The organism is Acidithiobacillus sp. AMEEHan (assembly GCF_030996345.1).
GTDB lineage: Bacteria > Pseudomonadota > Gammaproteobacteria > Acidithiobacillales > Acidithiobacillaceae > Igneacidithiobacillus.
Map to the genome: position 1 here is coordinate 260,978 of NZ_CP118747.1, position 20,900 is coordinate 281,877.

At 58.5% G+C, this 20,900-nt stretch carries 22 protein-coding genes and 1 tRNA gene; 15 read left to right on the top strand and 8 right to left on the bottom strand.

Annotated features, from left to right (window positions below):
- Nucleotides 1-5: 5 nt before the first annotated feature.
- Both ORD17_RS01310 and ORD17_RS01315 read left to right on the top strand, forming a co-directional pair.
- Nucleotides 6-344, top strand: a complete 339-nt coding sequence (locus ORD17_RS01310; protein WP_308389126.1) for a hypothetical protein — start codon at nt 6-8, stop codon at nt 342-344.
- A 143-nt stretch (nt 345-487) separates the two neighbouring features.
- The gene (locus ORD17_RS01315) at nt 488-1,138 is read left to right on the top strand and encodes an ABC transporter substrate-binding protein (protein WP_308389127.1); all 651 of its coding nucleotides are present in this window, start codon (nt 488-490) and stop codon (nt 1,136-1,138) included.
- Between the two features lie 63 nt (nt 1,139-1,201).
- Here ORD17_RS01315 and ORD17_RS01320 read toward each other — a convergent pair whose 3' ends face one another.
- Together ORD17_RS01320 and ORD17_RS01325 are read right to left on the bottom strand one after the other, a co-directional pair.
- Nucleotides 1,202-1,627 carry an acyloxyacyl hydrolase gene (locus ORD17_RS01320; RefSeq protein WP_308389128.1) on the bottom strand — a complete coding sequence of 142 codons (426 nt, stop codon included), beginning with the start codon at nt 1,625-1,627 and terminating at the stop codon, nt 1,202-1,204.
- A 169-nt stretch (nt 1,628-1,796) separates the two neighbouring features.
- Nucleotides 1,797-2,543: a 2OG-Fe(II) oxygenase gene (locus ORD17_RS01325; RefSeq protein ID WP_308389129.1), complete on the bottom strand. Its 747-nt coding sequence runs from the start codon at nt 2,541-2,543 to the stop codon at nt 1,797-1,799.
- Between the two features lie 425 nt (nt 2,544-2,968).
- Between ORD17_RS01325 and ORD17_RS01330 the strand changes: the two genes are divergently transcribed.
- The 5 genes from ORD17_RS01330 (at nt 2,969) to ORD17_RS01350 (ending at nt 7,957) form a co-directional block, all read left to right on the top strand.
- Complete coding sequence (locus ORD17_RS01330; protein ID WP_308389130.1) at nt 2,969-4,336, top strand: PQQ-binding-like beta-propeller repeat protein; 1,368 nt, start codon at nt 2,969-2,971, stop codon at nt 4,334-4,336.
- Between the two features lie 438 nt (nt 4,337-4,774).
- The gene (gene amrB, locus ORD17_RS01335) at nt 4,775-5,593 is read left to right on the top strand and encodes an AmmeMemoRadiSam system protein B (RefSeq protein WP_308389131.1); all 819 of its coding nucleotides are present in this window, start codon (nt 4,775-4,777) and stop codon (nt 5,591-5,593) included.
- The gene (amrA, locus tag ORD17_RS01340; protein WP_308389132.1) at nt 5,590-6,204 is read left to right on the top strand and encodes an AmmeMemoRadiSam system protein A; all 615 of its coding nucleotides are present in this window, start codon (nt 5,590-5,592) and stop codon (nt 6,202-6,204) included. Before amrB ends, amrA begins: the two co-directional genes overlap by 4 nt.
- Entirely contained in the window at nt 6,201-7,295 is a 1,095-nt protein-coding gene (amrS, locus tag ORD17_RS01345; RefSeq protein WP_308389133.1) for an AmmeMemoRadiSam system radical SAM enzyme, read from the top strand. The genes amrA and amrS overlap by 4 nt, the downstream gene beginning before the upstream one ends.
- Nucleotides 7,296-7,309: 14 nt before the next feature.
- Nucleotides 7,310-7,957 carry a phosphoribosyltransferase family protein gene (locus ORD17_RS01350; RefSeq protein WP_308389134.1) on the top strand — a complete coding sequence of 216 codons (648 nt, stop codon included), beginning with the start codon at nt 7,310-7,312 and terminating at the stop codon, nt 7,955-7,957.
- Nucleotides 7,958-8,081: 124 nt separating this feature from the next.
- On the opposite strand, the gene ORD17_RS01355 is transcribed toward ORD17_RS01350, so the two are convergent.
- From ORD17_RS01355 to ORD17_RS01375, 5 genes are all read right to left on the bottom strand, one after another.
- A complete protein-coding gene (locus tag ORD17_RS01355; RefSeq protein ID WP_308387974.1) occupies nt 8,082-9,677 on the bottom strand; it encodes an IS66 family transposase in 1,596 nt (531 codons plus the stop codon).
- Nucleotides 9,678-9,692: 15 nt separating this feature from the next.
- Nucleotides 9,693-10,058, bottom strand: coding sequence for an IS66 family insertion sequence element accessory protein TnpB (gene tnpB / locus ORD17_RS01360; RefSeq protein WP_308387601.1), 366 nt, complete (start codon nt 10,056-10,058; stop codon nt 9,693-9,695).
- Between the two features lies 1 nt (nt 10,059).
- Nucleotides 10,060-10,359, bottom strand: coding sequence for a hypothetical protein (locus tag ORD17_RS01365; RefSeq protein ID WP_308387602.1), 300 nt, complete (start codon nt 10,357-10,359; stop codon nt 10,060-10,062).
- A 358-nt stretch (nt 10,360-10,717) separates the two neighbouring features.
- A tRNA-Arg gene (locus tag ORD17_RS01370) sits at nt 10,718-10,794 on the bottom strand.
- A gap of 13 nt (nt 10,795-10,807) precedes the next feature.
- Nucleotides 10,808-11,434, bottom strand: coding sequence for an RlmE family RNA methyltransferase (locus ORD17_RS01375; protein WP_308389135.1), 627 nt, complete (start codon nt 11,432-11,434; stop codon nt 10,808-10,810).
- Between the two features lie 72 nt (nt 11,435-11,506).
- Between ORD17_RS01375 and yhbY the strand changes: the two genes are divergently transcribed.
- The 8 genes from yhbY (at nt 11,507) to ORD17_RS01415 (ending at nt 19,460) form a co-directional block, all read left to right on the top strand.
- On the top strand, nt 11,507-11,809 hold the full coding sequence (yhbY, locus tag ORD17_RS01380; protein WP_308389136.1) for a ribosome assembly RNA-binding protein YhbY: 303 nt from the start codon (nt 11,507-11,509) through the stop codon (nt 11,807-11,809).
- Nucleotides 11,806-14,271, top strand: coding sequence for a leucine--tRNA ligase (leuS, locus tag ORD17_RS01385; protein ID WP_308389137.1), 2,466 nt, complete (start codon nt 11,806-11,808; stop codon nt 14,269-14,271). Before yhbY ends, leuS begins: the two co-directional genes overlap by 4 nt.
- On the top strand, nt 14,271-14,762 hold the full coding sequence (gene lptE, locus ORD17_RS01390) for an LPS assembly lipoprotein LptE (RefSeq protein ID WP_308389138.1): 492 nt from the start codon (nt 14,271-14,273) through the stop codon (nt 14,760-14,762). The genes leuS and lptE overlap by 1 nt, the downstream gene beginning before the upstream one ends.
- Entirely contained in the window at nt 14,762-15,769 is a 1,008-nt protein-coding gene (holA, locus tag ORD17_RS01395) for a DNA polymerase III subunit delta (protein WP_308389139.1), read from the top strand. The genes lptE and holA overlap by 1 nt, the downstream gene beginning before the upstream one ends.
- Before the next feature lie 80 nt (nt 15,770-15,849).
- The gene (locus ORD17_RS01400; RefSeq protein ID WP_308389140.1) at nt 15,850-17,112 is read left to right on the top strand and encodes a glutamate-5-semialdehyde dehydrogenase; all 1,263 of its coding nucleotides are present in this window, start codon (nt 15,850-15,852) and stop codon (nt 17,110-17,112) included.
- Nucleotides 17,081-18,004 carry a biotin--[acetyl-CoA-carboxylase] ligase gene (locus tag ORD17_RS01405; RefSeq protein ID WP_308389141.1) on the top strand — a complete coding sequence of 308 codons (924 nt, stop codon included), beginning with the start codon at nt 17,081-17,083 and terminating at the stop codon, nt 18,002-18,004. The genes ORD17_RS01400 and ORD17_RS01405 overlap by 32 nt, the downstream gene beginning before the upstream one ends.
- Nucleotides 18,001-18,756, top strand: coding sequence for a type III pantothenate kinase (locus ORD17_RS01410; RefSeq protein WP_308389142.1), 756 nt, complete (start codon nt 18,001-18,003; stop codon nt 18,754-18,756). Before ORD17_RS01405 ends, ORD17_RS01410 begins: the two co-directional genes overlap by 4 nt.
- A gap of 149 nt (nt 18,757-18,905) precedes the next feature.
- Nucleotides 18,906-19,460 carry a hypothetical protein gene (locus ORD17_RS01415; protein ID WP_308389143.1) on the top strand — a complete coding sequence of 185 codons (555 nt, stop codon included), beginning with the start codon at nt 18,906-18,908 and terminating at the stop codon, nt 19,458-19,460.
- Nucleotides 19,461-19,477: 17 nt separating this feature from the next.
- Here the strand turns inward: ORD17_RS01415 and ORD17_RS01420 are convergent, their stop codons facing one another.
- Nucleotides 19,478-20,815 (bottom strand): aminopeptidase P N-terminal domain-containing protein, encoded by a 1,338-nt coding sequence (locus tag ORD17_RS01420; protein ID WP_308389144.1) that lies wholly within the window; start codon nt 20,813-20,815, stop codon nt 19,478-19,480.
- Between the last annotated feature and the right edge of the window lie 85 nt (nt 20,816-20,900).

Consider the following 20,900-nt stretch of genomic DNA (forward strand, 5'->3'; position numbering starts at 1 on the left):
AGGGTATGCTGCGTATCTGGATAGCAGAGATCTTTATTAGTTTACTCCTGGGTGCGGTGGTCTATCGTTTGGCCTTTGCTTTTTTGCAGAAGTATTGTTGTGCCTGGGTTGTTTCGTTGGCTAGCGCTCTTCTTTTGGGGGTGGGGATCTCTGGTGTTCTGGATTTTTCCGTCTCTAGACACGCCCTGCAAGCGGAAGCTTTCCTACCGCCAGAATGGCTGGTGCAACTATCTCGGGTTATCGCCTATCTCTTGGGAGCAGCAGTGGTACACGTCATCCTGAAAAAGCGCGAGAGCTTGGGGTTTGGTCCCCAGCAAGGTGCGGAGGAAGGACGTCATGAATAAGCCTGCATTTGTATGTAGAACAGTGGCCTGAACCGAGTATCGTTGCAGATTATTGGGCTTTATGACTGATTTGAAAGATATCTTGAGAAAAAAGATCATCCTCAATGGGGTTGGGATGCTGTGCGTGCAGAGAGGGGTAAAATATGAATCGATTGTGTCTTCCCTATTTGTGTAGGGCAAAAAGAATTTCAGCTACCGTAGGTGCCATATTTCTGCTTGTTTTTGCGGCGATTTCTTACGCTGATGAGCTGCAATCCCCCACAGCGATCATTCGTGATATCACGGAACGGGTAGTCCATATCCTGCAGGCGCACGAGGGACAACCTTCAACCTTGGCAGAGCAGGAAGAAATCAAAAAAATCGTACTGCCCTATGTGGACTTTGAAGTTATGTCAAAGCTGGTCATGGCGCAATACTGGAACCAAATGAGCCCAGCACAACAGAATGAATTCATAGGGCTCTATCGTGCCCAGTTAATTCAGGTGTATTTGACCGCTTTCAGTAGGTATTCTGGTCAAACTGTGCGTATATTGGCAAGTACGCAAATTTCTACAAACCCTCCGATCACGCAAGTTGATACCGAGATCATACAAACAGACGGACGCCAAAATATCCCGGTAACGTATGGATTTGTAAAAGAAACCGGCGGCTGGAAGATTTACGATGTATTCATCGATGGCGTCTGTATGAATTTGACATACCGTGATACCTATGGGCGAATGATAGCACAAGATGGTATTCCTAAATTCCTTGATTCTCTTAAGAAAAAGGAAGAATCCTGGCATTCTTCATGATGAACTTGTTGTTCAGATTGACAGAATTTTGGAATGGTACATGGGAGTCATCAGGAAAACACTCTAGTTGAGTGGTAATGAATAGGTAATTAGAAGCTCATTCTCGCCAGGGTTTCGGCGATAGAGATCAGCATTGGAGAGATGGGCTATTTTGATGCCAATCCTTTGTTTTCCTGGTAGTTGATAGGCCAAACCCAACTCCAATCGAAACAGGAAGGTACTTCCCATGTTCTTGCTTTGGCCCTGGCGGTACCCGCCGATGCCTGCCTCTGGCGTGAGTATCCAATGGGGAGAAAGTGCAATATTGGCGTAGAGTCCACCATAGCCGTCGACGCCGCCATCGGTGTTGGCCAAAAGCCCCAGCATATAGCCAATCCCATAAAAACGGGTTCCTGACTGATACTCAAGATTAAGCTCCGCCGGCGTATGATTGTATCCATCGTCATTGACTGCACCGACCATATTGAAAATGCCTACACCCGTGCTCAAGTAAGGGGCTCCACTAGGCTGTAGTGAGATAGCTTTCGCTGCCGGGGTAAAGCAGCAAAGAAGGATGAGCACAGCGCTCTGCGCAGCAAGCCACGAGACGCGTGCCCGCCCATGTTCTTCATGTGGTATTCCAACGACCATTCGCTTTGTCATTGTCTTTCTGTATCCTCTATCCAGCTAGGCGATAGCCGTCGGCATCCTTTCCGCGAATTCGCCGCCAGACAACTTGGGGCGTGAGGCGGTTGCCAACGACGATAAATACCTTTCGGAACCGTCCGGGTGGACAGGTCACCGCTTTGACGGCATGCCAAGAGTGATCAGTTTGGGCAAAAAGGAAACTTCGATTTCCGAGCACTTGGGAAGCTGCAACCTCTCGAAGCGCCGAAAAATCTGGGGCAGAATGCCGTGGCCACTTTCCATCATCATCCAGAACCAATGTCTGTCCGCCCCATGCTTCGTCCCAATCCTCGGGTGTATTGAAGTAAAAAATATGGGAGCCGATCTTGCGTCGGGCGTCGGTATGAGGTGAAACCGAGCCTCCCGAGGGAGCATAGTGCCAATGCATGGTCAGGACGATGCGGGTTTTTGTACTAAGTCCCAACATTTGCCGCCAAAAGGACAGGTAATCCTCGCTGTGTAGTTCTTGGATGAAACGCCGCCAGGCTTCAGAGAGCTGCGGCCCTAAGGCGGGACGGTATTGAAGAGCGAGACGGTCGTGGCTGCGCTGGCCGTGTGCTCGCTTGTAGCCGATTTGTGAGTCGAATAGAGCCGGATCAGGAAGCTCTCCACATAGGCGATCAAATGCATCTTGATACAGAAAACCTTGTATAGGTAACCAAGGATAGGGGCGTCTCTCTTGGAATTCCGTAGCTTGCCTGACTAGATCATGCATTGTTGCAACGTTTATAACGTTCACACCAACTCCATCCTCAGCTGAAAGATTAACAGATTGCTGCAGAACCCTCACGATTCGGAGGGGAGGTATGCCGCGCAGGTCTGAAAATCGAACCAATTTATATTATTATAGCATAGAATTCGGCAGGAGGTTTCAATATTTCTCTCTGGGCCTGTGTTCCTGGTGAGGCGGAATAGAATTCTCCCGGAGGAAGGGGAGTCACCGTGCTCAAGCCTTTTCGCACGTCCATGCGTGATCGGCCCTACCCTGGCGATTGGATCTAGGCCCCGGACACTGTTTGAGGGGCCGAGGGGTTATTCGAGGCGCCCTGCTGGCGCTGGTCGACCTCGGGATGAGGTCTATGGAGCTATCGCGCTGAAAAGCAAAACCAGTTTATTGGCACGACTTTTGCCCATGGCTCATGGCAAATAGTTGAGGAGAGTGCCATGTCGAAAACCAAAACAACACATTTTCTTTCAACCCTCTCAACGGCGGTCATACTGGCATTTGGCGTGGGATCCGGATTTGCCCATGCTGAAGGGAGCGCGACTACGCCTACACAATGGCTAAGTTATGCGCTCGATAGTCAGCATGAAGCCGTGTACCAATCCTCTCTCCCTGGTCTTTCGTGGACATTTGTAGTTCCAGGCGCGGCCCATTTGGATCACCGAGTTCTTCGCACGGGTACTCAGGTCCGCAACTACGTTGGCTTTCCTATCGGTGTAAGTGTCGCCAATGGGGTGGTGTATGCTCCCAATGACAACGGAATGCTCTACGCTCTAGACATAAATTCTGGGCGCCTGCTTTGGCAAAGGAACTTTTACAATGAGATAATGACGACCCCAATAGTTGCCAAAGTAGATGGCACAAACATGGTTTTCATTGGCGTCGGAGACTCTGTTTTCAGTTATAGCCATGCGAAGAATTTTGGTGTAGGAAATGCGGTAGTGGTGCGCGGAAATGGGGTTTCTGGAATCGCCGCTGTCGACGCAGCTTCTGGAAAGCTGATTTGGTTTCATCCCACAAAAGGGGAGGATATGCCAACGCCAGCTTTCATACATGGATCGTTAATATTTGGAAATGGCTCTGGGTATGTCGAAGCACTAAACCCCGCGAGTGGCAGTATACAGTGGAAGCGAGAGATAAGATCCTTTGTAAGTATGTCTTCAGCAACACCGGCTAGCGGCGGATCTATTGTCGTTATGGGAGGAACACATCCCAGTCAAATCTACGGAATCGACAGCTCCAATGGAAAGCTTCTCTGGGTTATGAGACCCAAGAATGTTTTCTCCAGCAGCGCCGGCGACGGTACGCTGGCAGCAGATGATCAGGTTGCGGTTGGCCAAATTGAAATTCGCAGATCTGATACGCCAAAAGGGGAATCGCTATCAGAAGAGTTTGCGCTCGATGCGCAAACGGGAAAACTTATTTGGACGAGAATGTTAGGGCAAGGCAAGGTTCCGCCGCGTAATAAAGATGCTGTTCCATTGATTTCTGGAACGTATGTCTACACCGGGAGCCCCGTCACCCACGAGGAGTATAAGATCAACATCAAGAATGGCGAGGTGTCGTGGGCCAGCAAAATGCCCGCGGGGATGAAAGGCGCACCTGATGACTATCACGGCATCATCATACAAGCACTTGGTAATGGAGACATTGTTTCCCTAAACGCATCCAACGGAAAAATTGTACACCTGTTCCACTACTCACATGGTGGTTTTGGACCTCAGGATGGCGTAATTATTGGGAAGACATACATTATAGGCAGCAACTCCGGATATCTCCTGGCCATTCCGGTTTCTCGTCTCCTTTGATAATCCTCCGCCTTATTTACCCACACTCGCAGCGTCTTGGGAGTACACCCGAACTTCAGAGCAATCAATTGCAACGCCGCCGCAAGCGAAGGGTGTTCCCCTCGATGCTCCTCCACCAATTTAACCGCGCGAGACCGAAACTCTTGCGGAAACTTCGGAGCTGATTGCGTCGTATCCATGGCTCCATTCTGTCACGTTACAGAGCCTCCACTAAACCCGGGGGATTCATTCCAGCCGTGAAGGTAGGTCCGTCGTACGGTTATGGAACGTTTCTGCCATCCCATTACCCGCTCCATAATATGGCCTGCCATCCTGGTCGTCGCTAGCAGCGCCGGCAGAGTCCTAGCCTCTAGTTGGCAACCGCGGAACTCGCCGTCGCCGCCCTTGAAAATCACTCTTTATGCCTCGACATGGAGAGCATTCAGGGAGGAGTCGGTCATGACCCGTATACGACCAGCCGCCGTGGCAGGTACTTTTTATTCCAATCAGACGGCCATCTTGCACAAGGATGTCCAAAAGTTTCTCCGCGAGGCTGGCCTGCACAGTGAGAGGGAAGCGTCCTCATGGCCGAAAGCACTGATTGTCCCTCATGCTGGCTATGTCTACTCCGGGATCATAGCGGCTAGCGCATATAAGCTGTTGGCGACGGGCCGGGGAAAGATCCGACGGGTCGTCATCCTCGGCCCAGCCCATCGCGTCCCCTTTCGAGGCATTGCGTTGCCCGGCGTGGATGCCTTCCAGACCCCCCTCGGCGCGCTCCCCGTGGATCGCACCGGGGTCGGCGCCATTAAGCACCTGCCCCAGGTCTTGGAATTGCCCATCCCCCATGCGCAGGAACACGCCCTGGAAGTGCAACTGCCTTTCCTGCAAGAGGTCTTGGGGCAGGTATTCATCCTCCCTTTGGTGGTGGGGAAAGCGAGCCCCAGAGAAGTGGCAGAGGTACTCGATGCCCTATGGGACGGGCCGGAAACTGTCATTTTGATCAGTTCGGATCTTTCTCATTACCACCCCTATGCCGAAGCGCGCAACATCGACAACGCAACGGTCCAGCAGATCCTGCGCCTGGACACCACGCCCATCCATCATGATCAGGCTTGTGGCGCCACACCCATCAATGGCCTCTTGCAGGCCGCCCAGCGTCATCACTTGTGGCCCCGCTTGCTTGATCTTCGCAATTCCGGCGATACCGCAGGAAGCCGGGACGCAGTGGTCGGCTACGCGGCCTTTGCCTTTTTCACGGAGCCCACAACGTCATGAAGCATATCCGGCAATCATCTCAGGAGCACCGTCCAGCTCAGCTTCCGGAGAACGCCGGCCCGGTTTTGCTCGGCTTGGCCCGGACGGCTATTAGCGAGGCTCTGGGCCAGGCGGGGGCGCCCGCCCCTGCCGCAAGCTGGCTGCGCGACCCGGCAGCAAGCTTCGTCACCCTCAACCAGCAGGGCGTCTTGCGCGGCTGCATCGGCAGCCTCATCGCCCATCGCTCCCTCGGCGAAGACATCCGTGCCAATGCCCTGGCAGCGGCCTTTCATGACCCTCGCTTTCCGCCGCTTTCCGCCGCTGAGTGGCATGGCGTGCAGGTGGAAGTGTCGGTCCTGTCTCCACTGGAACGACTGACTGCCGGCAGCGAAGTTGATCTGATCGCCCAGATCCAGCCCGGCAAGCACGGTCTCCTCCTCCGTTATGGGGCCTATCAGGGCACCTTCCTTCCCCAGGTATGGGAAGAGTTGCCGGAACCCAGACAATTTCTGAGGCAACTGAAGCGTAAGGCCGGGTTAGCGCCGGATTTCTGGTCACCTGATCTCGAAGTCTATCGCTACCATGTCCAAAAATGGCGTGAGCCACAGGCTTTCGCCGGAAAGGCAAGATGAATAACACCGAATATCCCAAGGGGCAGCAGTATCCCGCTCGCTACTGGCATCGTCTGGAGGACGGCCGCATCCAGTGCGACCTCTGTCCACGCGACTGCCGTCTCAATGATGGCCAGCGCGGTGCCTGCTTCGTCCGTCAGCGGGTGGGCGATGAGATGGTGCTCACCACCTATGGCCGATCCTCCGGCTTCTGCGTGGACCCCATCGAGAAAAAGCCTCTGAACCACTTTTATCCGGGGAGCAGCGTTTTGTCCTTTGGTACCGCGGGCTGCAATCTCGCCTGTAAGTTCTGCCAGAACTGGGACATCTCCAAGTCCCGGGAGATGGACCGCCTGCAGGACCAGGCCAGTCCAACGGCCATTGCGCAGACGGCCCAATCCTTGGGCTGCAAAAGCGTCGCCTTCACCTACAATGACCCCATCATCTTTACCGAGTATGCCTTGGATACGGCCGATGCCTGCCACGCCCAAGGGATTCAAACGGTGGCGGTGACCGCAGGCTATGTGCATGCCGATGCTCGGCGGGATTTCTTTGCCAAAATGGATGCCGCCAATGTCGATCTCAAAGCCTTTACCGAAGAATTCTATTACCGTCTGACGGGTGCCCATCTCGCACCAGTGCTGGAAACCCTGGAATATATCGTCCGGGAGACTTCCACCTGGCTGGAGATCACCACCTTGCTCATTCCCGGCCACAATGATTCCGACGCCGAAATCCGCGCCGAATGTGCATGGATCATGGAGCATTTGGGCCCCGACGTGCCGCTGCATTTCTCCGCCTTTCACCCGGACTACCGGATGCCCAATGTGTCTCCCACCCCCGCTGCCACCCTGACTCGGGCGCGGCAGATCGCCCTGGAGACGGGGCTCCATTATGTCTACACCGGTAACGTCCATGATGTCGCGGGGGATACTACCTACTGTCCGGGCTGCGGCGCGGCATTGATCACACGGGACTGGTACGAGATCCTCAGCTACCATCTCACCCCCAATGGTCATTGCCCTCATTGTCAGTACCCCATCGCCGGACGCTTCGAGGGCCAAGTCGGCCGCTTCGGGCGCCGCCGTATTCCCTTGCGCATGAATAGCTGACCCGGGAGGAACAAATGCCCTTTGCCAACCGTGAGGCAGCAGCCCGAGAGCTGTCGCGACGCCTGGATTCCTATCGAGGAACCAATCCACTGGTCCTTGCGATCCCGCGAGGAGCAGTGCCCATGGGACGGATCATTGCCGACGCCTTGGAAGGCGATCTTGATGTGGTCCTGGTCCGCAAGATTGGGGCACCGGAAAATCCAGAATTCGCCGTGGGCGCCGTAGATGAGAACGGAACGATTCTGATCGAACCCTATGCCAAAAACATGGGGATCAGTCGCGCCTATCTCCAGAACGAGGCAGGACGGCAATTGGCACTGATACAGAAGCGTCGCGCCCAGTACGCGCTGGTGCACGATCGCTACCCCACGGCAGGTCGCATAGTGATCGTCGTCGACGACGGAGCCGCCACGGGGGCCACCCTTTCTGCCGCCTTGCGTTTATTGCGTAAACAGCAACCTGCGCGTCTCATTGCAGCCGTGGGCGTGGCGCCACAGGATGTCGTAGCACAATTGGCCACCTTGGCCGATGAAGTGCTTTGCCTGGAAACACCCAGCCATTTTGACGCAGTGGGAACGTACTACAAAGATTTTCGCGAAATAACTGACGATGAAGTAGTGGCGATTATGGAAGGTTCATCAAAGCCATTGGCCCAATCCTAGGAAAATTCATAGACGTCCGTTTGCCTGAAACTTGAATGCGATGCACAGCGCGGCAAAAACGGCAACAGACGCTTCCTCCAATGAAAATGTCGGCACAAGGTAACCGGTCTCCCCGCGGCGTTCTTTATGCGGGCTTGCGGACGTGATACAGCGGAGAACGCAGGGGGTTGGCGGCGAAGTGCTCTTTCCAGAGTCTTGGGGTGAGCTGCGCCACGTCCTTGGCGGGGTGGGTGGCCACCCGTTGCAGGACATCGACGAGGTAGTCGTACGGGTCCACCCCCTGAAGCCGGCAGGTACTGAGCAGGCTCTGGATGATCCCGAGATACTCGGCGCCCAACTCGGTCCAGCAAAAGAGCCAGTTCTTCCGGCCCAGGGGAATCGGTCGGATCTGTCGTTCGATGTGGTTGCTGTCTATGGGTACGTCGGGATCTTCCAGAAAGACTTGGAGCGGACCTTTGCGGCCATGGACATAGGCCAAGGCCTTGGTGAAGAGGTTGCTCGGTAGCAGGGCGATGTCCTGGAGCTGTTGCTCTACCCAGTGGAAGAAGGCTGTCACCAGCGGCAGGGTATGTCGTCTGCGGTATTCCCGCTTGGCCTGCCCGGTGAGTTGTTTCTCCTGGATTTCTTCCTCGATGCGATAGAACTCCCGGATCTGCCGGAGGGCTTCGGCCACCCGCTCGGGCTCATGGGCCTCGGCCTTGACGAATTCTCTGCGGCTATGCGCCCAGCACTGGGCATGGACTAGCCCTTCGTTCTCTTTCTGGAACCGGGCATAGGCGGCATAGCCATCGCTCAGGAGTACGGTGCCCGGCGGCAGCTTGCCGAGTAGCTCTTCGATGTGGACCGTGCCCCGGGTGGCGGCATAGGGAAAGCAGATCTCCTGGGCATCGCCAAAGACGGGCCAGAAATACCCTCGGTGCATCTTGCCCTTCCCTGACAATCCGGCCTTGATGGGGGTTTCATCCATGGTCAGCACCCGCGATTGGCGAATGCTCTCGAACTGCGCCGCATAAATCGGTGCAAGCAGGAAGATGGAGCGTTGCACCAAGTCCGTGAGCCAGGAGCGGCTCACCCGCAGCCCCTGCTGGGTCATGCGCTGATGTTGCCGATACAAGGGCAGATGGTAGAGGAATTTGTCGATCAGGATTCCCGCCAGGAGACTGACGTCAGCCCGACCACCCTCCAAGACCGCGGCAGGCGCCGGGGCCTGGGTGATCTTTCCGGAGTCGCGCAGTTTCACTACGGGCCGCTCGTATTTGAGAACTACATAGCTGGCGGGCTCTTGGGCCAAGCGATAGCTGATCTTGGTGTCGATGATCTCATAGGCCGAAGGGTCCAGCCCCTGGGTCTCGGGAGCCGGCAGCACGATGGTTTCGACCGGCAGGCGCGATTCGTCGAAGAAGGGCAGGCTCTCTGCCTTCTCCTCGGGGCGCTTGGCCACCGTGCGGGTATGGGCAGCGACGGTACGGGTAGGAACCGGCTGTTTTTCCTGCGCCTCGAAGATCTCGCCGAGACTGAGCTGCTCTATGGGAGGAGGCGGAAGACGGCGCTCGCTCTTGGGTCCGAAGAGCTGGCGGCGAAACCAATCCAGCTGGGCTTGAAGACCTTGGATCTGTGCCTGAAATTCTTCCCGCAGGGACTGGTTGAGGAGCACCTGCAATTGCCAAGCGGCGAGGGCTTCGGGGTAGTTGCGTGGGAGCGAGGAAGTCTCTGTTTCCATTGCAGAATCATAGCGCTAACTCCCAGTTTCCGCCAGTTTTTCGGGGACTTGGCGCTGATAGCGACGGCGTGTTTTGGCCACTTCGAGGCCCTCGAGCAGGAGTTTCAAACCGGTCCAATCCAACTCCCCCGCTGGAGGTCGCTGCCAGCTCCAGAATTGGCCGCGCTCCAGGCGCTTGGCCCAGAGGCAATACCCTGTGCGATCCCAGTAGATCACCTTCATCTGCGTGGCGCGGCGGTTCACGAAGACGAAACAGTGCCCAGACAAGGGATCCTGCCCCAGGAACTGCCGCACCAAAGCCGACAGCCCGTCAAAAGACTTGCGCATGTCTACCGGTACCCGGCAGACGAAGACCCGGATGCGCCCCTCGGGAAAAAACATCTCAGCCGCGGCGAATGGTAAGGGTGCAGCCGGCGCCCAAGTCCAGACGAATCTCCAAGGAAGAAATCCCTGTCTCCCGCTCGCTTGGCAATCCCAGCTTCAGGAACTCGGGCAAGGGGGCAACGCTGGAAGATGCCGCCGTCTTTTGGCTGGCCCCACCCCGCAGCCGCTGCCGCCAGTAGTAAAATTGCGAAAGAACCAGACCCTGCCCTTGGCAAAACTGCGGCGTTGACAGCCCGCTGGTCTCTTGTGCCGTCACCATCTCCTGCCAATACCGCGTCTTTTCTTCCGAGCTGCGCATGATCTTACTTCTCCAAGCGTCCCAAGGAGCCATCATGCTGGCAACACAATACCCTCAACGAAAGAACGCCGCGGAGCGATCGCTTACGGCACAAGGAAAGCAAGCGGGAGCGTTTCCTTCGGGAGATGGACTAGGTGGTGTCGTGGCAGGCGCTGGTGGATCTGATCGCGGCCTACTATCCGAAATCCCGGCCGCACGGCGAAAGCTCTGCATGGTCACCGCGGCCTAATACTCAAAACGTCAGGGCGTGCTTCCCCTGGGTGACAACGGTGGTCACAGTTTGGTCACGAGACGGTCACGGAATGGTCACGAAGGAAGGGAGAGCAGTCACACATCAATGCAACACATTGCTTTTTATTGGCGCGCGATACAGGATTCGAACCTGTGACCTTTGGCTTCGGAGGCCAACGCTCTATCCAGCTGAGCTAACCGCGCATGTTTGGTGATTCTATTTGCCCTGCGGGCGGAAGTCTAGGGCGAGCCAGTATTGCTCCGCCGAGCGGGCGCGGGAGGCGTCGGGTTTGCGCACCACGATTTTGCCAAAGCTCGCACGCAGTTCGCGACGGAGTTCTTCGGCGCCAGCGCCCATGAAGACCTTCATCAGGAGCGTGCCGCCAGGCACCAGCCACTCCCGCGCGAGATCCAGGGCGAGCTCGCAGAGTCCCATGGCCCGCGCCTGATCGCTGCTGGCAATGCCCGACATGTTTGGGGCCATATCGCTCATCACCAGGTCCACCCCGTCGGGAAAGGCGTCGCGACATTGGGCGATGACCGCCTCATCGTAGATATCCCCCTCGATGACCAGGGCATCGGCAACCGGGTCCATGGCCAAGCGATCGACCGCAACGATGCGCCCCTCGGGGCCGAGGATGGGGGCAGCCACCTGGGTCCAGCCACCGGGGGCGGCACCGAGATCGAGGACGCGCATGCCGCGGCGCAGGATGCGATCCTTTTCCTGAATTTCGAGCAGCTTGTAGCTAGCGCGGGAGCGATACCCTTCCTTTGCTGCACGCTGCACGTAGGGGTCCTGAAAATGCTCCTTGAGCCAACGTCCACTCGATTTACTGCGCGCCAATCCTTACTCCTTTTGACCCCATACGCGGCGAACCGTACACTTGCGATCTTTGCAACTGCCCCAGAGCATAGCATGCTGGATAGCAAAGCCCGACAAGAACTGCGCGCCCGCGCCCATCACTTGAAACCGATCATCCTCGTGGGGGCATCCGGGGTAACCGAGACCCTGCTCCGCGAGCTCGATCGCGCCCTCTTCGACCACGAACTGTTGAAGGTGCGTCTGCCCGCCCTCGACAAGGAAGATCGCGACGCCATGGTGGAGAGCTTGGTGGCGGGCTCCGGTGCGGAAGCGGTGGGCAGAGTCGGGCGCATCCTGATGCTCTATCGCCCCCGGCCCAGCAACGGTATTTTCATCCCTTACGTAGCGCAATCATGAGCGAGCACAGTTACCATCCGCAGAGTCTGGAAGCCGCCGTACAGGAGCGCTGGGAGCGCAGTGGTATCTTCCGCGCTCCCGATCGACCGAGCGGCGAAAAATTCTATGCCTTGGCCATGTTCCCCTACCCTTCCGGGCAGCTACACATGGGTCATGTGCGTAACTACAGCATCGTCGACGCCATTGCCCGCTACCAGCGCATGTGCGGCAAGACGGTCCTGCACCCCATGGGTTGGGACGCCTTTGGCCTGCCGGCAGAGAATGCGGCCCTGAAGAATGGCTCGGCACCGGCTGCCTGGACCTTCTCCAACATCGAGCACATGCGCGGGCAGCTCAAACGTCTCGGGCTCTCTTATGACTGGTCGCGGGAAATCGCTACCTGCACGCCGGACTACTACCGCTGGGAGCAGTGGCTCTTTCTGCGCCTGTGGGAAAAGGGGCTGGTGTACCAAAAGGAAAGTCAGGTCAATTGGGACCCGGTGGACCAGACGGTGCTGGCCAACGAGCAGGTGGTGGACGGACGCGGCTGGCGTTCCGGCGCCTTGGTAGAACGGCGGGAGATCCGCCAGTGGTTCTTGCGCATTAGTGCCTATGCCGATGAACTCCTGGCCGGACTCGATACCCTGCAAGGGCAGTGGCCGGATCAGGTACTGGCCATGCAGCGCAACTGGATTGGCCGCTCCGAAGGGGCGGAGATCCATTTTCCTCTGGCCAGCGGGGAAGGCGTCATCAAGGTCTTCAGTACCCGTCCCGATACCCTCTTTGGCGCCACCTATCTGGCCGTTGCCCCGGAACATCCGCTGGCACTGGAAGTTGCCGAGAAAGACCCACAAGTGGCCGCCTTCATCGAACGCTGCAAGCATGTGGCGGTCTCGGAAGCGAGCATCGAGACCCAGGAGAAGGAGGGTGTGCCTTTAGGCATCGAGGTGCGTCACCCCCTCACCGGTGCTCCTCTGCCAGTGTGGGCGGCCAATTTCGTCCTGCTTGGCTACGGCGAGGGGGCGGTGATGAGCGTGCCGGCGCATGACCAGCGCGACTTCGAGTTCGCCCGGCGCTATGGGTTGCCGGTACGGGTGGTAATCGCCAACGGCGGCGGTGTAGAAAGCGCGGAAAGCCTGGAAGCGGCCATGACTGCTCCTGGCATCGTGCAGAATTCTCCGGGTTTTGATGGCCTGGAGAGTGAGGCTGCCAAGGCCGCCATCACTGCCGCCCTGGAGGCGAAGGGACTCGGCAAAAAAACCATCACCTATCGTCTGCGCGACTGGGGCATTTCCCGCCAACGCTATTGGGGCACGCCCATCCCGATGATCCACTGCCCCCACTGCGGAGTGGTGCCGGTGCCGGAGCAGGATCTGCCCGTCGTCCTGCCCACCCACTATCAGCTGCACGACCCCCGTTCGCCCTTGCTCGACGATCCGGATTTCCTGCATGTCGATTGCCCCCAGTGCGGTGCGGCAGCGCGGCGGGAGACCGATACCATGGACACCTTCGTGGAGAGCTCCTGGTACTACGCCCGTTTCGCTTGCCCCGATGCCGATAAGATGCTCGACGAGCGCGCGGCGGCCTGGCTACCCGTGGACCAGTATGTCGGCGGTGTCGAACACGCCGTCCTGCACCTGCTCTATGCCCGATTCTTCAATCGCCTCTTACGCGATGTCGGCCTCTTGCCCCAGGATGCGCAGCACGATGAGCCTTTCCGCCGTCTGCTCACCCAGGGCATGGTGCTCAAAGACGGTAGCAAGATGAGCAAATCCAAGGGCAACACCGTCGATCCCCAGGCGATCCTCGACCGCTATGGTGCCGACACGGCGCGCTTGTTCATCCTCTTTGCCGCGCCACCGGAGCAGTCCCTGGAGTGGTCGGACAGCGCCGTCGAGGGTGCCTATCGCTTCCTCAGCCGCATCTGGCGCCTGGTCCAAGACTATGCCCTGCCCGTGACGCCTCTGCCTGCGACTTTGAGTGCCCCGGCAGCGGAATTGCGGCGTGCCGTACACCAGTGCATCGAGCGGGTGAGCCTGAACATGGCCGAGCGCCAGCATTTCAATGTCGCCATTGCTGCCTGTATGGAACTCAGCAATCAATTGGCCAAGACCGAGGCTGCGGCGGGGAGCGATCTGCACGCGGTTCTGGGCGAGGGTTTGCGTGCCCTGCTCTTACTCCTGAGCCCCTTCGCCCCGCACCTCACCGAAGTCCTCTGGGAGCGCATCGGCGATGGCCTCGCTTTGGCTACCCACCCCTGGCCGGTGGCCGATCCCGACGCCTTGCGCAGCGATACCATCAATCTGGTCATTCAAGTCAATGGCAAGTTGCGCGAACGCCTCGATTTTCCGGCGGCAAGCAGTCCCGCCGAGCTGGAGACGGCGGTGCTCGCCCGTCCGGAGATGGCGCGCCACCTGGAGGGCAAGAGCGTCCAGAAGGTGATCGTGGTGCCGGGGCGTCTGATCAATATCGTGGTGGCCTGATGCAGCGCCGGCGCTTTCTCGTCCTGATGGCTGGCACCGCGTTGCTCGGTGGCTGCGGCTTCCATCTCCCCGGCGGCAGTACCATCCCCACCAGCCTCCAAGGCTTGCGTGTCGAAGCCAGTGGTCCGGCTGGCGGTCAGCTCGCGCAGGCGGTCGAAAGGGCCTTGGAACGGGATGGCAATGTCGCCAGCGCACAGGGCCCCGTGTTGCGACTCGACAATGTCTACAACACGCAGCGAGCCATCAGCATCAGCCCCAGCAGTGGTGCCGCCTTGGAGTTTCTCAATACCCTGCGCGGCAACGTCTGGGTGCAGCGCGGCAAGAAGATCCTGCTGCCGGCCGAACCACTCTTGGTAGAGCAGAGTTTCACCTACAACAGCGGCAGTCCCCTGGCCACCAACGAGCAACAAATCGAAAGCCAGCGGCAACTCTTCGACGAGGCAGCAAGAGTCGTACTACGCCGCGTCTTGCTCGCGCCAGCCCTCCGCTGATGCGTATCAAGGCGCGCGACTGGCCGGTAGCGCTGGCACGCGGCAAGGCCCACGCTTACGCATTGTTTTCCGATGAACCTTTTCTGCTGGCCGAGGCGGAAACGCAGCTGCGCAGGCGTTGGCAGCAGGAAGGGTTTCTGCGCTTGCAGCGCTTGCCGCAGGACGATCCGTGGCCGATCTTGCGCGAAGAACGTGATGCCCTATCCCTCTTTGCCGAGCCGCGCGTCCTTCTGCTGCGACTCTCCGACCTGCGCCTTGGCAAAGACGCCCTGGCCGCGCTCGAATTTTGGCTGGCCCGTCCGCCACAAGACACCCGTCTGCTTCTCACCGGCGCCCGTCCGGACGCCGCCGCCCAAAAGCTGAAATGGTTTCGCACGCTGGAGCAGAGCGAAACGCTGGGCCTGGTAATTCTGTATCCGCCGGAGGCTAGCGACTGGCCACGCTGGATCGAAGAACGGCTGCGGCGAGCAAAGATCGACGCCAGCCGCGAAGCCAAAGCCCTGCTTAGCGAGCGCAGCCTGGGGAACCTGGCTGCCGCCGATCAGGCCATTCGCCGATGGGCAGAACTCTACCCGGAGCAGCGACTGGAGGCCGTCGACCTACCCGATCTGCTCGGCGACAGCAGCCAGTTTTCGATCTTCGATCTCAGTGACGCCGTCCTCCAGGGCAATCCGCATGCGGTGTTGCATAGTCTCGGGCGCCTGCGGGATGCAGAAGCGGAGCCAATACTGATACTGTGGACGCTGCACCGCGACCTCGTCCTTCTCCTGCAACTACAGGAGGGCAATAGCAGCGAGATCCTGCGCCGCGAACGGCTATTCCCGCCGCGTAGCGAGCGACTGCTCGCTGCTGCCCGCCGTCTGCCGCGGCAACGCCTGCGTCAAACGCTCTTTCAGTGCCAGGAAATCGACGCCCGCATCAAGGGGCAGGACGCGCGTCCCCTCTGGCCCGCCCTGACGGATCTCGCGCTGGGTTTTTGCCAGACCGACAAAGTCCCGGCACAATAAAGCGTCTGTTGACTCGCGAAATCATCGCCGCGCCCATCCCGTGGGCACCGCCATGATCTCGCCCCAGAAAAGGAGCGACAATGTCCGAAGACCTGCAAAGCTTGATGAAAAACACCGGGCAACGCGCCCGCCAGGCGCAACGGCGCGCACTGGCCCTAGAGCCCGGACGTAAGAATGATGCCTTGCGGCAGATGGCAGAATTTTTGCGCCGTGATGCCGATGATCTACAACGCGCCAACCGCAAGGATCTCCGCAACGCCGAGCAGGCCGGGCGCGATGCAGCATTCATCGATCGTCTGCGTCTCGATGAGCACCGGATTGAAGCCATGGCTCAGGGTTTGGAGGAGATTGCCGCCCTGCCCGATCCAGTGGGCGAAATCACCGATCTGAAGATGCGGCCCAGCGGCATTCAGGTGGGGCACATGCGCATGCCGTTAGGGGTCATCGCCATGATCTACGAATCCCGTCCCAACGTCACCGCCGATGCCGCCGGACTCTGCGTCAAGTCTGGGAATGCCGTCATCCTGCGCGGGGGTTCGGAGTCTCTGAACAGCAACATGGCTATTGCCGAGCGGCTGCGCGCGGCTCTCGGCAAGGCCGGGCTGCCGCTCGACCTCGTTCAATACGTGCACACGGCCGATCGGGAGGCGGTCGGCGCTCTGATTCGCATGGATGCCTTCGTCGACGTCGTGATTCCCCGTGGTGGTAAGGGACTGCTCGCCCGTATCCGCGACGAAGCCACGGTACCAGTCATCATGCACCTCGATGGCAACTGTCATGTCTACGTCGACAAGGACGCCGACAGCAAAAAGGCCCTGCAGGTGGTCATCAATGCCAAGACGCAACGCCTGGGTACCTGTAATACCGCGGAAAGCCTGCTCATTCACCGTGACCGAGTCGGCGATCTCCTCACCCCCATTGCCAGCGCCCTACAGGAGAAAGGTGTTGAAATCCGCGCCTGCCCGGAGTCGTTGCCCCTGATTCCCGGGGCCATTGCGGCTACGGATGAGGACTACCGCACTGAGTATCTGGCGGCAATCATCTCCCTCAAAATCGTCGACAATCTGGATGCCGCCATCGAGCATATCAACACCTATAGCTCGCAGCATACCGAGAGTATCATCACCGAGAATTACAGCAATGCGCGGCGTTTCTTGCGCGAGGTCGATTCCAGTTCGGTGATGGTGAACGCCTCGACCCGTTTTGCCGATGGCTTTGAATATGGCTTGGGGGCAGAAATCGGCATTTCCACCAACCGGCTGCATGTACGCGGCCCGGTGGGTCTGGAGGGACTGACCCTGCAAAAATGGATTGTCCTGGGGGACGGCCATATCCGCTCCTGAAGCCCCCAGCGCAGAATTTCTCGCGCTCCTGCGGCAGAGCTACACGGGAAACACTGTCGCCCGACGGCCTGACGACTGGCACCTAGAGCAGGAGGCGCGACACTGGGGCATTCCCCTCACCGCCTGCAATGGCTCCTGGCAACTAGAGCATCCCGAGGCAAGCTGGAACCGGGCAGCCTTGGCCGATGCCCTACGGCTGAAGGAAGAAGAAATCGGCATCTGGCCCCTCTGCGATTCCAGCAACACCCGCCTGCTGGAAGAGCGTCACCTCCGCCTTGGACTTGCGGAAGCACAGTGGTCCGGGCATGGTCAGCGCGGGCGCCACTGGCATTCCAGCTTCGGCAATCATCTCTATTGCAGCCTGGCTGTGGAAATTTCTGCGGCGCATGCGCAGATATTGCCTGTGGTTGCCGGCCTCGGAGTCTATCAGGTTCTGCGCGAGCAGATACCCGCACTGTGGCTCAAATGGCCCAATGATCTGTGGATTGGACAGCGCAAGGCCGCCGGACTGCTCCTCGAAGGGCGCCACGGTGGGGACGGTCAGCGTTGGGTGCTCGGGCTCGGCCTCAACGTCCTGGCCGACCCTGACTTGCTCGCCACGGCAATCAGTCTGCGCGAGGCTGGCTGCAGCATGGCCCGAGAAGCACTGCTACTGGCCATCATCCAGCAGTGGCGAGCCGATTTCGCGCAGTTAGAGCGCGGCGGCTTCGCGGCCTTTCGCCAGCGCTGGCGGGAGGCAGACCGTCTCTGTGGCAAGCAGGCAGAGTTTGCTGAGGCCGACGAGAGAAAACCCTGCCGTGTACTGGACATCCAGGACGATGGTCGTCTGTGCATTGATGATGGCATCCAGCTACGTGCCCTACATGCGGGCGAAGTCCGTCTATATCCATGATTCTCATCAGTATTGGAAACAGCCGTACCCTCCTCGCCCGTACCGATGATGGTGGCAGGACCTTCACCTCTGCGCGCTTTGACAGCAGGCACAGCCCGGCGCTCATTCTCGCCGAGCTTCCTCGGGCATGGGCACGCTGGTGGACAACGGAAGAAATTTTCCTGGCCGGCGTGGTGCCCACGGTGCAGGAGTCGTGGCGGAAAGAACTCCGGGATTGCCATCTGCCTGCCTGGGATCCGGAAATCTTTCACCAGCTCCTGCCCAACGCCTACCAGCCCCCGGAATCTCTCGGCTTCGACCGCCGCTGTTGCCTCATCGGCGCGTGGCGACAAGTCGCAGATGGCGTGGCACTGGTCATCGATGCCGGTACTGCCATCACCATGGATACCCTGGCGCACAATCGTTTTCTCGGTGGGCAGATCCTTCCAGGTCTGCAAAGCCAACTGCATTGCCTGCAGCAGAGCACCGCCCTGCTGCCGCCGACCAAACTGCAGGCAGACCCCAAGCCTTTAGCAAACGACACCATGAGCGGCATGCAGGCAGGGGTCTGGTATGGAACGCTGGCGGCCATTCGCCAGGCCATCACCGGCTTTCTTCAGCAATGGCCGAACGGCAGGATCTTTCTGACCGGCGGCGATGCCGCTCTCCTGCAGCCACAACTTTCGGCAGCGCAGCACGATCCCTTGCTTTTGTTGCAAGGATTTGTCCATCTCGTGCAAGAAAATCGTAATCACAGCAAGAAGATACGTTAACTATTTGTTTTTAATGGTAATTTATATTTTATTGATTTTTATTGACAATTTTGAGATAGTCTCTGCCCCGAAAACAGTTATCTTGAGAGAAGGTGCCAGCACGCACCCCAGCCATGCAAAGGGCCTTGAGGTAAAAGGAGACGAGCGGTTTGTTGGAAAAAATTGGTGCGGGCATTTCCGTAGCCCTTCTCGCGGCGGTGATCCCGAATGCGCTTTCCTTGGCTCAGCCAGGTTTGCCGGTTTCTTTGATGCATCAGGCCATGGACAAGCAAAGCGCAGAGCTGGCAGCCACGCAAGCGCAATTACAGGCACAGAACACTAGCAAAATTGCCGTCAACGGCACCATGATGCTCGGTCACAAGCTGATCTACTTGCATCGGGTATCGGCCTACAACGCCGTATCCTGGCAGACCAACAGTGACCCAGCCATGTCGGCCTGTGGCCCGACCCGCCCCAATCAGATAGCGCTTTCGCCGGACCTGTTCTTCCGCAGCAATGGCAGTAACCGCTGCGGCGAGCACGTCGAGATCCTGCTCAGTTCTGGGCAGATCGTCCACGGTATAGTCTGGGACGTGATGAATCCACGCTACCAGATGGCGGCCGATATTCTCATGAGTACGATCCAGCAGGCCGTCGATTTTGGCGTGCAGCGAGCAGAGCTGCGCATCCTGCCCAAGCAGCAACCCCGGACGGTCGATTCGTGATCCGCAACGGGCTGGCTTTAGCCCAGCCCTCCGGCCATCAGGTCCTCGATCTCGTCGATTTCCTTGGGAACCGCGGAACTCAGTATCTCAGGGCCGTCCTCATCCAAGAAGAGATCATCCTCGATGCGGATGCCGATACCCTGATAGGCCTCGGGAACCCCTTCCTGCCCGGGAGCAAAGTACAGCCCTGGCTCGACCGTCAGTACCATCCCCGCGGCGAGGGGGCGCCAGCTCTGCTCCGCACCCTGGCGGTACGCACCAACATCATGCACATCCATACCCAACCAATGGCCAGTGCGGTGCATGTAAAACGGTCGGTATAGCTGTTTTTCGAGGATTTCCTCGCGACTCTCCGGCAAAATTTTCAGTTCGCGCAGGCCATCCACCAATACTTCGACCGCAGCATCATGGTAATCGCTGACCGGGCGGCCAATCCGCACCGCCGCAATCGCTGCCTTCTGACTCGCCAGAACAAGGGCGTAGATGTCCCGTTGCGGACCAGAAAAACGCCCATTCACCGGCCAGGTTCGCGTAATATCGCCAGCGTAACCGGCAATTTCTGCACCCGCATCGACGAGAACCAGATCGCCGTCGCGCAATTCATCGCGATTTTCCACATAATGCAGAATGCAACCATTGGCGCCACCACCAACGATGCTGGAGTAGGCCAAACGCTGCGCTCCCTGGCGTTGAAACACATATTCGATCTCTGCCTGCAACTGATACTCTGTCATCCCCGGCCGCGTCTGTCGCATGCCATGCCGGTGCCCCGCCGCACTCACCCCCGCCGCTGCCCGCATCAGCTCCCGCTCGACGGCATCCTTGTGCAGGCGCATCTCATCAAGGAAATGGGCCGCATCGACCAGTTCCAGGGGGTAGCCGATCCCCTGCCGACTGCGCGAGCGCGCCTGATTCCGCCAACGCAACACGCGGGCGTCAAAGTCACTCTCCCGCCCCATGGGGTAGAGCAGCACATCACGATTCTCCAGTAGCTTGGGCAGGATTTCGTCCAATTCCTGAATGGGATGACACTGATCGACCTGACAAAGCTCTTTTGCGCCCTCGATGCCCGCGCGGCGACCATCCCAGGTTTCCCGCTCGGGGTCTCGGCTGCGGCAAAAGAGGATCTGCTCGCCATCCGCATGGCCCGGTATCAGCACCAGCAATGCCTCGGGCTCGGCAAAACCGGTCAGATAATAAAAATCCGAGTCGGGACGAAACGCATATGCCACGTCCCGATTACGCAACTGTTCCCGCGCGGTAGGTAGAACCAGAATCCCCCTCTCACCGATCTGTGCCAGCAAGCGCTGCCGGCGGGCGAGGGTGTCCGGGCGCGGAAGATGGAGATCAAACATAAGCACCTGCCTGGTTTTGCGGAAACCGAGAGTATGCCACAAAATGACCGGAGCGGGCTTCCCGATCCCGAGCGTGCTAAGATCG

Excerpts from the sequence above, each read along its gene's own strand:
- ORD17_RS01310 (WP_308389126.1), top strand. The coding sequence starts at position 6 with ATGCTGCGTATCTGGATAGCAGAGATCTTTATTAGTTTACTCCTGGGT.
- ORD17_RS01315 (WP_308389127.1), top strand. The coding sequence starts at position 488 with ATGAATCGATTGTGTCTTCCCTATTTGTGTAGGGCAAAAAGAATTTCA.
- ORD17_RS01330 (WP_308389130.1), top strand. The coding sequence starts at position 2,969 with ATGTCGAAAACCAAAACAACACATTTTCTTTCAACCCTCTCAACGGCG.
- amrB (WP_308389131.1), top strand. The coding sequence starts at position 4,775 with ATGACCCGTATACGACCAGCCGCCGTGGCAGGTACTTTTTATTCCAAT.
- amrA (WP_308389132.1), top strand. The coding sequence starts at position 5,590 with ATGAAGCATATCCGGCAATCATCTCAGGAGCACCGTCCAGCTCAGCTT.
- amrS (WP_308389133.1), top strand. The coding sequence starts at position 6,201 with ATGAATAACACCGAATATCCCAAGGGGCAGCAGTATCCCGCTCGCTAC.
- ORD17_RS01350 (WP_308389134.1), top strand. The coding sequence starts at position 7,310 with ATGCCCTTTGCCAACCGTGAGGCAGCAGCCCGAGAGCTGTCGCGACGC.
- ORD17_RS01355 (WP_308387974.1), bottom strand. The coding sequence starts at position 9,677 with ATGGAAACAGAGACTTCCTCGCTCCCACGCAACTACCCCGAAGCCCTC.
- tnpB (WP_308387601.1), bottom strand. The coding sequence starts at position 10,058 with ATGTTTTTTCCCGAGGGGCGCATCCGGGTCTTCGTCTGCCGGGTACCG.
- ORD17_RS01365 (WP_308387602.1), bottom strand. The coding sequence starts at position 10,359 with ATGCGCAGCTCGGAAGAAAAGACGCGGTATTGGCAGGAGATGGTGACG.
- yhbY (WP_308389136.1), top strand. The coding sequence starts at position 11,507 with ATGCTGGATAGCAAAGCCCGACAAGAACTGCGCGCCCGCGCCCATCAC.
- leuS (WP_308389137.1), top strand. The coding sequence starts at position 11,806 with ATGAGCGAGCACAGTTACCATCCGCAGAGTCTGGAAGCCGCCGTACAG.
- lptE (WP_308389138.1), top strand. The coding sequence starts at position 14,271 with ATGCAGCGCCGGCGCTTTCTCGTCCTGATGGCTGGCACCGCGTTGCTC.
- holA (WP_308389139.1), top strand. The coding sequence starts at position 14,762 with ATGCGTATCAAGGCGCGCGACTGGCCGGTAGCGCTGGCACGCGGCAAG.
- ORD17_RS01400 (WP_308389140.1), top strand. The coding sequence starts at position 15,850 with ATGTCCGAAGACCTGCAAAGCTTGATGAAAAACACCGGGCAACGCGCC.
- ORD17_RS01410 (WP_308389142.1), top strand. The coding sequence starts at position 18,001 with ATGATTCTCATCAGTATTGGAAACAGCCGTACCCTCCTCGCCCGTACC.
- ORD17_RS01420 (WP_308389144.1), bottom strand. The coding sequence starts at position 20,815 with ATGTTTGATCTCCATCTTCCGCGCCCGGACACCCTCGCCCGCCGGCAG.